This window comes from Paraburkholderia lebeckiae (assembly GCF_050436325.1).
Taxonomy (GTDB): domain Bacteria; phylum Pseudomonadota; class Gammaproteobacteria; order Burkholderiales; family Burkholderiaceae; genus Paraburkholderia; species Paraburkholderia tuberum.
Genome location: NZ_JBNDLZ010000003.1, coordinates 3770598 through 3781777 on the forward strand (window position 1 = coordinate 3770598; position 11180 = coordinate 3781777).

The 11180-nt window shown below is 65.5% G+C and carries 9 protein-coding genes and 1 tRNA gene; 7 read left to right on the forward strand and 3 right to left on the reverse strand.

The window, feature by feature from the left end:
* Positions 1-583 precede the first annotated feature (583 nt).
* The 5 genes from OKW44_RS35475 to OKW44_RS35495 all read left to right on the forward strand — a co-directional run bounded on the left by OKW44_RS35475 (position 584) and on the right by OKW44_RS35495 (position 4358).
* Complete coding sequence (locus OKW44_RS35475) at positions 584-1414, forward strand: undecaprenyl-diphosphate phosphatase (RefSeq protein WP_018421215.1); 831 nt, start codon at positions 584-586, stop codon at positions 1412-1414.
* 119 nt (positions 1415-1533) lie between these two features.
* Positions 1534-1610, forward strand: a tRNA-Arg gene (locus tag OKW44_RS35480).
* A 190-nt stretch (positions 1611-1800) separates the two neighbouring features.
* The gene (locus OKW44_RS35485) at positions 1801-3366 is read left to right on the forward strand and encodes a methyl-accepting chemotaxis protein (protein WP_026225941.1); all 1566 of its coding nucleotides are present in this window, start codon (positions 1801-1803) and stop codon (positions 3364-3366) included.
* A gap of 112 nt (positions 3367-3478) precedes the next feature.
* Positions 3479-3862, forward strand: coding sequence for an RT0821/Lpp0805 family surface protein (locus OKW44_RS35490; RefSeq protein WP_018421213.1), 384 nt, complete (start codon positions 3479-3481; stop codon positions 3860-3862).
* Positions 3863-3908: 46 nt separating this feature from the next.
* The gene (locus tag OKW44_RS35495) at positions 3909-4358 is read left to right on the forward strand and encodes an NUDIX hydrolase (protein WP_018421212.1); all 450 of its coding nucleotides are present in this window, start codon (positions 3909-3911) and stop codon (positions 4356-4358) included.
* A 16-nt stretch (positions 4359-4374) separates the two neighbouring features.
* Here OKW44_RS35495 and OKW44_RS35500 read toward each other — a convergent pair whose 3' ends face one another.
* Together OKW44_RS35500 and OKW44_RS35505 are read right to left on the reverse strand one after the other, a co-directional pair.
* Complete coding sequence (locus tag OKW44_RS35500) at positions 4375-5364, reverse strand: transporter substrate-binding domain-containing protein (protein ID WP_084754149.1); 990 nt, start codon at positions 5362-5364, stop codon at positions 4375-4377.
* 105 nt (positions 5365-5469) lie between these two features.
* Positions 5470-7179, reverse strand: coding sequence for a glutamine--tRNA ligase/YqeY domain fusion protein (locus OKW44_RS35505; RefSeq protein ID WP_018421210.1), 1710 nt, complete (start codon positions 7177-7179; stop codon positions 5470-5472).
* A 339-nt stretch (positions 7180-7518) separates the two neighbouring features.
* Between OKW44_RS35505 and ggt the strand changes: the two genes are divergently transcribed.
* On the forward strand, positions 7519-9315 hold the full coding sequence (ggt, locus tag OKW44_RS35510; protein WP_026225939.1) for a gamma-glutamyltransferase: 1797 nt from the start codon (positions 7519-7521) through the stop codon (positions 9313-9315).
* 55 nt (positions 9316-9370) lie between these two features.
* Positions 9371-9931 carry an RBBP9/YdeN family alpha/beta hydrolase gene (locus tag OKW44_RS35515; protein ID WP_018421208.1) on the forward strand — a complete coding sequence of 187 codons (561 nt, stop codon included), beginning with the start codon at positions 9371-9373 and terminating at the stop codon, positions 9929-9931.
* Between the two features lie 18 nt (positions 9932-9949).
* Here the strand turns inward: OKW44_RS35515 and OKW44_RS35520 are convergent, their stop codons facing one another.
* Positions 9950-11170 carry a CaiB/BaiF CoA transferase family protein gene (locus OKW44_RS35520; protein WP_018421207.1) on the reverse strand — a complete coding sequence of 407 codons (1221 nt, stop codon included), beginning with the start codon at positions 11168-11170 and terminating at the stop codon, positions 9950-9952.
* Positions 11171-11180 lie beyond the last annotated feature (10 nt).

Below are 11180 nucleotides of genomic sequence, written 5' to 3' on the forward strand. Positions count from 1 at the left end.
AATAGGTAGCCAGATAGAGGTTGAGGGTCGCACAAGGCGGCCGCGTGCGTCGGCCGTTGCAACCGCATCGAAGCGGCGTTTTGCGCCATTCGCTGCGACTGCGTCTCGCGCGGCGAAACCGCGATTTTGCGCTGCTTTGCGCTACGGGGAAACCCTTCCCGGGAAATTGCGGGTGTCGGAAAAGGGCGAATCCTATTGATAATCTGCCTGAGCGTCCGGTCCATCCGACTCCCGGGCGAATCGGCTCAGGAGGCGTCATGGATCTCGCAACGGCAATGGCGGTGGCCTTATTCGGTATATTCACCGCCAGCACGTACTACTTCTTCCATTCGCTCGAACGCTGATCCCGCTGGTTTCATTCTCTGTTTCACAGCACGCGCGCGACGAATCCGCCGCCCGCTTCCTTGCACTCGCGTAATAACGGTGTCGAGTTGTGACGCGGCGCGTCAATATCTCTCCGAATGTCGCCTAACCGCTTGGCGCTGGGTGTGTAGCCAGGCATAATCGGTGCGCCTTTGACGCGCCGGCTCCCCCTTTTGTGCGGCGCGCAGTTCCCCGACACTTTCCTTACAAGGACCGCCGCGTGAACCTGTCGTTTCTCATTTTTCTGAGCGTGCTGCAAGGCGTTACCGAACTGTTTCCGGTGAGCAGCCTTGGCCACACGCTGCTCGTGCCAGCCCTGTTCGACATGCATATCGACAAGCATGCGCCGCAACTGCTGCCGTTCCTCGTCGCCCTGCATCTCGGCACCGCGTTCGCGCTGCTGTGGTACTTCCGCGCGCGCTGGTACGCGCTGGTGCGCGGTTTCTTCGCGTCGCTCGGCGGCCGCCGCAACGACGACGGTCACATGATGTGGGCGCTGATCATCGGTACGATTCCGGCGGGCCTCGTCGGTCTCGTGCTGGAAAAGCGCCTCGAGGCGCTTTTTCATGATCTGCGGATCGTCGCGATTGCGTTGATCGTGAACGGCGTGCTGCTGTGGTTCGGCGATCGCCTGCAACGCGCGCGCGCGCATCAGGCGCCGGAAAAGCTGACGTTCCGCCAGGCCTTCTTCGTCGGCCTCGCGCAGATCGGCGCGCTGATTCCGGGCTTCTCGCGCAGTGGCCTGACGATGATCGCCGGCAATGCGGCCGGCCTCACCACCGAGAAAGCCGCCGAGTTTTCGTTCTTGCTCGGCACGCCGATCATTTTCGCCGCTGGCGTACTCGAAGTGCCGAAGCTGCTTCACGCGCCGAGCCAGCTTGCCGACGCGGTGCTCGGCGGCGTGCTGACCGCGATCGCTGCGTACCTGAGCGTGCGTTTCCTGATGCGCTATTTCGAAGGCCGCGGACGTCTCGCGTCGTTCGGCGCGTACTGCGCGATCGCGGGGATCCTGTTCCTCGGCTGGTTCATGCTGCATCCGCAGCCGGTCTGAGCGCGCCGGGCGATCGGTTATAATCCGGGCCCGTTTGGTTGCAGGTCAGTTAGAATTTCAGTTTGTGGGAAATCGGGCGGCTTGCCGCGAGTGCCGGTTTCATGCAGATATCGATCCATACGGCAGTAGCTCAGCTGGATAGAGCATCGGCCTTCTAAGCCGAGGGTGGGGGGTTCGAGTCCCTCCTGCCGTACCAGAATCATCGAAGGGTTACAGGTTTCGCGCCTGTAACCCTTTTTGTTTTTGTGCAAATGTTGCGCGCCCGGTGGCTGTCGGGCTGTCGCGTGTTCGTACGGCTCGCTTCGGGTGTTTCCCGACTCAGGAAATCGCGCGCGGCGCCGTTAATTCAACAGAACCGTATGACGCGCCGCGATGGAGGAATCAGCGTGAACCGACTTAGCCTCAACACCAAACTCTGGCTCGCGCTGCTGATTACGTGGCTCGGCCTGCTCGGCCTCGGCGGCTGGGCCGCATGGCAGTCGCGCGCGACGATGCTGGCCGAGCGCAAGTCGGCCGTGCAGAACGTCGTGGAAAGCGCGTACGGCATCGTCGCCGACTACGCGCAGCGCGCCGACCAGCATGAACTGACGCCCGAACAGGCGCGGCAGCAGGCGCTGGCGCGGCTGTCCGCGATGCGCTACCACGGCAGCGGCTACATGATCGTATCGACTGCCACGCCGGTCGTGATCATGCATCCAATGCTCGCCGATCTGCGCAACAAGGACGTGTCGCACTACGCGGACAGCGACGGCAAGCTGCTGTTCGTCGAAATGGTCAAGGTCGCGCAGGCGCACGGGCAGGGCTTCGTCGATTACATGGGCCGCCTCGCCGGCAACAACGAGCGCGTGCCGAAGATCAGCTTCGTCAAGCGCTTTGCCGCGTGGGACTGGTATCTGATTTCGGGTGTCTACGTCAACGACATCGACGCGGCGTTCCGCGCCGACCTGCTGCGCTATCTGCTGACGATCCTCGTGATCGGCAGCTTCAGCACCCTCGCGCTCGTGCTGATCATCCGCAACGTGAAGCGCAGTCTCGGCGGCGAGCCCGCCTATGCGGCGAGCGTCGCGGAGACGATCGCCGACGGCGATCTTTCGTGCCCGGTCACGCTGGCCGGCGACGATCGGGAAAGCATGCTGTTCGCGATGCAGCGCATGCAAAGCCGCCTCGCCGACGCGATCCGGCGCATTCGCGGCGGCACCGAAACGATCACGGTCGCGGCCGAAGAGATCGCCGCGGGCAATCTCGATCTGTCGGCGCGGACGGAACAGCAGGCGTCGTCGCTCGGCGAAACGGCCGCGAGCATGGAGCAGCTGACGGCGACCGTCAAGCAGAACGCCGACAACGCGCTGCAGGCCAACCGCATGGCGCGCTCGGCGTCGCAGCTCGCGGGCGAGGGCGGCGAGGCCGTGCAGCACGTCGTTGCGAACATGCAGAGCATCGCGGCGAGCTCGGCGCGGGTGGTCGATATCATCGGCGTGATCGAAAGCATCGCGTTTCAGACCAACATCCTCGCGCTGAACGCGGCCGTCGAAGCCGCGCGCGCCGGCGAGGAGGGCCGCGGCTTCGCGGTCGTCGCGGGCGAGGTGCGCAACCTCGCGCGCCGCAGCGCCGACGCGGCCAAGGAGATCAAGACGTTGATCGAGGATTCGGTCGCGCGCGTCGGCAGCGGCAAGACGCTCGTCGAGAAGGCGGGCGGCACGATGGAGTCGCTCGTCGATGCGGTGAAGCGCGTGACCGACATCATCAGCGAGATTTCCGCTGCGTCCGACGAGCAGAGCCGCGGCATCGAGCAGGTCAATCTCGCGATCGCGCAGATGGACGAGACCACGCAGCAGAACGCGGCGATGGTCGAACAGGCGGCGGCCGCCGCGCAGTCGATGCAGGAGCAGGCGCAGATGCTGCGCGACGTCGTCAACACGTTCCGCCTGCAGGGGACGGCCGCCGCGCGTTGATGGCCGCGTCGATGACGCGCTGCCTGCCGAAGTGTGCATGCTATGCTTTTGAGGTCAGGATCAAAGCCGCCGTGCGCCGTGCGCGCCGTGCACACTTCGAGGAGAGTCCTACATGTCGACGCGAACCCGTGTGCTGTTCCACCTCAGTGCCGCGAGCCTCTTGCTCGGCGCGGCGATCGGCGCGCAAGCGGCGAACCTCGGCTTTCTGAGCGACACGCCGATCACCTATATGAGACAGCGCGACAACGCCTCGATCAAGCATGCGGTCATGAGCGCGCTCAATGACAGAAAGGACGGCGAGAGCTTCACGTGGGTCAACGACGGCACCGGCAATAGCGTGAAGATCGACGCGACCATCTCGATGGACAGCACCTCGACCGAAGGCGGACGCACCTGCCGCACCCTCGGGGTCGTACTCAATGCGAAAGGGCAATCGATGAACCTGCGTCCGAACTTCTGCAAGGAAGGCGGCGCCTGGCAACTGCAGAAGCGTTGAGCATGCGTGAGCGCGGCGCGAGAGGTGCATGCAGTGAGGCTGCGCGATGAGCCCGCGAATCGTCTCGTGCGGGATCGTGCTGCTTGATCCCGACGGACGCGTGCTGCTCGCGCACGCCACCGAAACGACGCACTGGGACATCCCGAAAGGCCAGGGCGAGGACGGCGAGGCGCCGCACGTGACGGCGCTGCGCGAGATGGTCGAGGAAACCGGCATCGCGCTCGAGGCCGATCGGCTGAAGGATCTCGGCCTGTTCGTCTACCGGCGCGACAAGGACCTGCATCTGTTCGCGGCGCGCGCGGGTGCCGGCGAGCTCGATCTGAGCACGTGCATCTGCACGTCGCTGTTTCCGCGCCGCTCGGACGGCACGCTGATCCCCGAAATGGATGACTACCGCTGGGCGTCGATCGAAGAGGTGCCGCGCTATGCGAGCCGTAGTCTGACGCGGCTCTTCGAGACGACGCTGTCGCTCGCGGAGTTGCACCGGTCGCTATAGACGGCGCACGCCGCCTTCAATCGAGCGCGTGGTCGTTCGGATGCGCGAACAACGCGCGGTTCTGCTCCGACAGCGGGAAATTGACGTTGATGCCATGCGGCGGAATCGGCTGCGTGAACCACTGCCGATACAGACGCTCGGCGTCGCCGGACGTCTGCGAGCGCGCGATCACGCGATTCACGAGCGCGCGGAACGGCTCGTCGCCCTTGCGGAACATGCACGCATAAACTTCGTAGCCAAGCGGCGTGCCCGTCACGATGAAATCGTCGGGATGCGGGTCGGTCGCCTTGAAACCGTAGACGATCGGCTCGTCCATCACGAACGCCACCGCGTGGCCTTCCTTCATCGCGTTGAAGGCTTCTTGGTGGTCGCGCGCGCTCGTGATGCGCATGTTCAGCTGCTTGTCGGTGTTGAGGCTGCGCAGCAGGCGCTCGTCGGACGTGCCGGCGGTCGTCACGACCGGCTTGCCGGCCAGATCGGGGAAATCGGTGATGCCGCTGTTCCTGCGCGTGATCATGCGCACCGCGTACTGGAAAAAGCTGTCTGAAAACGCGGCGACGTTTTCGCGCTCGACCGTGTGCGTGGTCGAACCGCATTCGAGATCGATCTGGTTGTTCAGCAGCATCGGCATGCGGTTCGACGACGTGACCGTGACTTCGTGAACCCGCAGCTGCGCCATGCCGAGCGTTTTCCTGATTTCATCGACGATCTGCATCGCGATCGCCTGCGAGTAGCCCACCGTGCGCCTGCCGTCGAAGTACGAGAACGGGATCGACGCCTCTCGCACGCCGAGCACGACGACGCCGTCGTCGTGGATCTTTCTCAGCGTGCCGGTCAGTTCATCCGCGCGGGCGGGGCCGGTGAACGCGAGCGCGCCGCAGGCGGCCAGCGTAAGCAGCACGCTGTGCATGCCGCGCAGCAGATGCGGGAAGCGTGAGCCGCACGCGCTCCGTGCGACGCGAACCCTACCTTCAGACCCTTCCCCGTGGCGGTCTGCAACCTTCATCGGACCTCCCGGACCGGCGCGCTCAGGCGAGCGCGCAGTGAGTGTCGATCGAAACATCCGGCAACCCGGACGGGCCCGTAACGCCGGGCCCTCGCTGGCGGCGGCTCAGGCCGGCTTGCCCCAACTGTCGCGCAGACTGACGATGCGGTTGAACACGGGCTTACCCGGCTTCGAATCGACGCGGTCGGCGACGAAGTAGCCGTGGCGCTCGAACTGGTAGCGCTGCTCCGGCATTGCATGGTGCGCGCCGGTTTCGAGGTAGGCCTGGACCACACGCTTCGAGTCCGGATTCAGCGCTTCGAGGAAATCGCGGCCGCCGGCGTCCGGTTGCGGTTCCTTGAACAGCCGGTCGTAGATGCGCACTTCGGCCGGGCACGCGGCCGCCGCGCTGACCCAGTGGATATTGCCCTTGACCTTGTAATTGTTTGCGCCTTCGGTGCCCGATTTGCTGTCCGGGAAGTAGTTGCAGTGCACCGCGACGATATTGCCGTTCTCGTCCTTGTCCGCGTGCGTGCATTCGATCACGTAGCCGTAGCGCAGGCGCACCTTGTTGCCCGGGAACAGGCGGAAGTAGCCCTTCGGCGGCGTCTCCGTGAAGTCCTCGCGCTCGATCCACAGCTCGCGCGAAATCGGAAACTCGCGCAGGCCCTGTTCAGGATGATGCGGATGCACCGGTGCGTGGCACGGCTCGGTGAGACGTTCGGGGAAGTTGTCGATGATCAGCTTGACCGGATCGAGCACGGCGGCGATGCGCGGCGCCTTCTCGTCGAGATCGTCGCGCAGCGCGCCTTCGAACACGCTCATGTCGATCCACGAGTCGACCTTGGTCACGCCGATGCGCTCGCAGAACAGCTGGATCGACTCGGGCGTGAAGCCACGCCGGCGCAGGCCGACGATGGTCGGCATGCGTGGGTCGTCCCAGCCTTCCACATGGCCTTCGTTGACGAGTTGCAGCAGCTTGCGTTTGCTGGTGATCGCATAGGTCAGGTTCAGGCGCGAAAACTCGATTTGCTGCGGCAGCGGACGCCTGAAGACACCGGCCTCGGCGAGTTCGTTCAGGATCCAGTCGTACAGTGGGCGGTGATCTTCGAACTCGAGCGTGCACAGCGAATGCGTGATGTTTTCGAGCGCGTCCGAGATGCAGTGCGTGTAGTCGTACATCGGGTACACGCACCAGGCGTCGCCGGTACGGTAGTGATGCGCGAAGCGGATGCGGTAGATGACCGGGTCGCGCATGTTGAAGTTCGGCGACGACATGTCGATCTTCGCGCGCAGCACGTGCTCGCCTTCCTTGAACTCGCCCGCCTTCATGCGGCGGAACAGGTCGAGGTTTTCCGCGACCGGACGCTCGCGGAAGCGCGACGGCGTGCCGACCTCGGTGGCCGAGCCGCGGTTCGCGCGGATTTCCTCGGCCGACTGGCTATCCACGTATGCCTTGCCGCGCTGGATCAGCAGCTCCGCGAACTCGTACAGCTTGTCGTAGTAGTCGCTCGCGAAGTAAAGATGCTCGGTGCGGTCCTTTTCCCATTCGAAGCCGAGCCAGCGCACCGAGTCGATGATCGACTCGACGTACTCGACGCTTTCCTTCTCCGGATTGGTGTCGTCGAAACGCAGATGGCACACGCCGCCGTAGCTGCGCGCGACGCCGAAGTTCAGGCAGATGCTCTTTGCGTGACCGATGTGCAGATAGCCGTTCGGCTCCGGCGGGAAGCGCGTTTCGACGCGCTGACTCCATTTGCCGGTGCGATTGTCGTCGTCGATGATGTTGCGGATGAAATTGGATGCCGCGGGCGCGTCGTTGCGTTCGGTATTCATGCGAGAAGATGAGAGTCCATGGGGGCGCGCAATGCGCCCGTTTAGCCGTCAATTCTACCTGACGAGCCCGTTCGCGGCAGGTGGTTGCGGCGCGCAGCCAACGGCGGGGCGGGTTTGGCGCGGCTGCCGGAGTCAGGGACGCCGACGCGCGGGGCTGTAACAGGAGGTAAAACGGGTTGGCGACGCGCGACGCGCCGACTTAGGATGCGCTGCTGCGCGCGGCCCGCTCGCCTGTGCTGGGCCTTCGCGCGGGCGGGCTTGCCGCGCTGTCCTTCATCTTCGTGCACGAGGCTCCGCTGCTCGTGCGCCATGCTCGCCTCGTTGCCGGAGTTTTATCGGATGTCTGTCCCGACGCACGGCGCGTTTCGCGCGCCTTTTGCCCGCGCTTTGGCTAGCGCCCGATTTTCTTGCCGTAACCGTCGTGTGCTCGCTTCGGCCTGGTTTGCCGCGCTTGCCGTGAACGTGGCCGCGCCGCTGTCCGCCGCCGCGAAAACACCGGCGCCGAAGCCGCCGCTCGATGCGTCGGCAGTCGCCGCGCCGGATAGCTACAGCGCTGACACGGCGCAGCAGATCTTCGCCGAAGGCGGCAACGCGGTCGATGCCGCGGTCGCGATGGCCTTCACGCTCGCCGTCACGCGGCCCGATGCGGGCAACCTCGGCGGCGGCGGTTTCATGACGCTGCTGGTCGACGGCAAGCCGTATTTTCTCGACTATCGCGAGCGCGCGCCGCAGCAAGCGACCCGCGACATGTACCTCGACGACAAGGGTAACGTGGCGCCGGGCGTGAGCACGGTCGGGCATCGTGCGGCGGCCGTGCCGGGCACTGTCGATGGCATGTGGGAAGCGCAGCGGCGCTTCGGCAAGCTCAAATGGAAGCAGGTGCTCGCGCCCGCGATCCATTACGCGACCGACGGCTTCCAGGTCGACCCGCGGCTGCAGCAGCGACACGACGCGGCCGCGAAGAGTTTCGCCGGCAAGACCAATTTCGACGCCTACTTCGCGAACCTGAAGGCGGGCGCGATGCTGCGCCAACCGGAACTCGCGCAGACGCTGGGGCGGATCGCGAGCGACGGCGGCCGCGAGTTTTACGAGGGCCGCACCGCTCAAATGATCGCCGCGCAGATGTACGGCCACGGCCTGATCACGAGCCAGGATCTGAGTCAGTACAAGGCTCTGTGGCGCGAGCCGCTCGCGGCCGACTGGCACGGCTACCGCGTGATCACCGCGCCGCCGCCGAGCTCGGGCGGCCTCGGGCTGATCCAGATGCTGAAGATGCGGGCCGATCTGCAGCCGGCGTTCGACGGCCTTGCGTTGAATTCAGCGCCGTACATCCATCTGATCGCGCAGATCGAGGATCGCGTGTTCGCGGACCGGCAACGCCATATCGGCGACCCGGACGCATCGCCCGTGCCGGTCGCGAAGCTGATCGACGACGCCTACCTCGCGCAGCGCGCGGCCGAAGTCAAAACCGACGAAGCGCCGGGCGCCGCGACGTCGAAACCCGGTGTCGACGGCGGCGCGGCGACGGAGAAGGCGCAAACCACGCATTTCTCGGTGGTCGACAAATGGGGCAACGCGGTGTCGAACACCTACACGCTGAACGGCGATTTCGGCTCGGGCGTCGTGGTGGACGGCGGCGGATTCCTGCTGAACGATGCGATGGACGATTTCGTGATCAAGCCAGCCGGCGCTGGCGCGACGGGCGCGGCGTCGACACCCGGCGCCGCCGATGCCGAGCCGGATACGATCGCGCCGGGCCGCCGCCCGATTTCGTCGATGACGCCCACGCTGCTGCTGAAGGACGGCAAGATCGCGCTAGCGATCGGCACGCCCGGCGGCTCTCGCATCCTGACGACGATCTTCCAGGTGATGACGAATCTGTACGACTTCGACATGTCACCGACGGACGCGCTCGCCGCGATGCGTTTCCATCATCAGCTGCTGCCGCAAAAGACAATCTACTTCGAGCCGTACCGTCCCGCGCCGGATGAGCTCGCCACGCAATTGAAGGCGTTCGGCTATGCGGTCGAGCAGCAGTCGTTCAACGGCGACGTGCAGATGATCCTCGTGGACGGCACGACACCCGAGCCCGCAAGCGATCCCCGTGGTGGCGGCGTGGCACGCGTGATACGGTAGACGGCCCGCCGCGCTATCCCGCGAGCGGGCCATAAGCCGAATACGGGTAAGCACGATGAGCGAACAACAACCAACCACACTCGTTCTGCCGGGCTATCTGGACTCCGGCCCAGGCCACTGGCAAACGCGCTGGGAAGCGCTCGATCCCGCGTTCGTCCGCGTGCAGATGCCGGACTGGGATCACCCTTCGCGCGACGCCTGGTGCCGTACGCTGGCCGCCGCGCTTGACGCCGTGGATGCGCCGGTCGTGTTCGCCGCTCACAGCCTCGGCTGTCTGACCACGGCGTTCTGGGCCTCGCAGTACGCAAGCGCGGCGCAGCTCGCGAAGGTGGCCGGTGCGCTGCTGGTCGCCGTGCCCGATCCGGACGCAGCGCACTTCCCGAGGGACGCGGGCGGCTTTGCGCCGGTGCCGCTCACCCGCCTGCCGTTTGCGACGATCGTGGTGGCGAGCAGCGACGATCCTTATGGCGGCGTGCCGTTTTCACAAACCTGCGCGAACGCGTGGGGCAGCCGCTGGATCGGGATCGGCGCGCGCGGCCACATCAACGCCGACAGCGGTCTCGACGATTGGGACGAGGGGCGGGGCTGGCTGGCTTCCCTAACGGCGATGCGCTGAGTCTCGCCGTCTCCTCGATCAGATCACCGCTTTGCGCTTCAACTCGGCAATCGTCTGCGCGTCGTATCCGAGCACGTCGCTCAGCACCCGCTCGGTATGCTCGCCGAGCAGCGGCGGATGGCTCAGCGCCTGCGGCGGCGTGCCGGTCATGGTGATCGGATTGCGCACGAGCTTGACGGTGCCGCCCGACGGATGCGGCAGATCGACCTGCAGACCGCGCGCGACCACCTGCTCGTTGTCGAACACTTCGTCGAGGTTGTTGATCGGCCCGCACGGCACGCCGGCCGCTTCGAGCGCCGCGATCCATTGCTGCTTGCCCTGCAGGCGGACCATGTCCGCGAGCATCGGCACGAGCAGTTCGCGGTTGCGCACGCGCGCGGGGTTGGTTGCGAAACGCTCGTCGTCGGCGAGTTCCGGGCGGCCGCCCACTTCGACGAACTTGCGGAACTGTCCGTCATTGCCGACCGCGACGATGATCCAGCCATCGCTGGTCTGGAAGGTCTGGTAGGGCACGATGTTCGGATGCGCGTTGCCCCAGCGCACCGGCGGCTGGCCGCTCGCGAGGTAGTTCGAGTTCATGTTGGCGAGCATCGCGACCTGCACGTCGAGCAGCGCCATGTCGATGTATTGGCCAACGCCGGTGCGGTCGCGGTGCGTGAGCGCGGTCAGCACCGCGATCGTCGAGTACATGCCGGTCATCAGGTCGGCGATCGCGACGCCGGCCTTCTGCGGGCCGCCGCCCGGCTGAGCGTCGCGCTCGCCGGTGATGCTCATGAAGCCGCCGATGCCCTGCACGATGAAGTCGTAACCGGCGCGCTGCGCATACGGGCCGGTCTGCCCGAAGCCCGTCACCGAGCAGTAGATCAGGTCGGGCTTGACCTCTTTGAGCGATTCATAGTCGAGGCCGTACTTCTTCAACTGGCCGACCTTGTAGTTCTCGAGCACGACGTCGCTTTGCGCGGCCAGTTCGCGCACGATCCGCTGACCCTCGGGCGACGCGATGTCGAGCGTGACCGAGCGCTTGTTGCGGTTCGCCGCGAGATAGTAGGCGGCCTCGCGCGTGTCCGCGCCGTCCGGCGTTTTCAGATAGGGAGGCCCCCAGTGGCGCGTGTCGTCGCCGATCTCGGGGCGTTCGATCTTGATGACGTCGGCGCCGAAATCGGCGAGCGTCTGCGCGCACCACGGACCGGCGAGCACGCGGGTGAGATCCAGCACGCGGATGTGACTGAGAGCGCCCATGTTCTTGAAT

Bases quoted from the DNA above. Each gene is read 5' to 3' on its own strand.
- OKW44_RS35515 (WP_018421208.1), top strand. From the start codon at position 9,371: ATGAGCGAACAACAACCAACCACACTCGTTCTGCCGGGCTATCTGGAC.
- ggt (WP_026225939.1), top strand. From the start codon at position 7,519: ATGTCTGTCCCGACGCACGGCGCGTTTCGCGCGCCTTTTGCCCGCGCT.
- OKW44_RS35490 (WP_018421213.1), top strand. From the start codon at position 3,479: ATGTCGACGCGAACCCGTGTGCTGTTCCACCTCAGTGCCGCGAGCCTC.
- OKW44_RS35495 (WP_018421212.1), top strand. From the start codon at position 3,909: ATGAGCCCGCGAATCGTCTCGTGCGGGATCGTGCTGCTTGATCCCGAC.
- OKW44_RS35505 (WP_018421210.1), bottom strand. From the start codon at position 7,179: ATGAATACCGAACGCAACGACGCGCCCGCGGCATCCAATTTCATCCGC.
- OKW44_RS35520 (WP_018421207.1), bottom strand. From the start codon at position 11,170: ATGGGCGCTCTCAGTCACATCCGCGTGCTGGATCTCACCCGCGTGCTC.
- OKW44_RS35500 (WP_084754149.1), bottom strand. From the start codon at position 5,364: ATGAAGGTTGCAGACCGCCACGGGGAAGGGTCTGAAGGTAGGGTTCGC.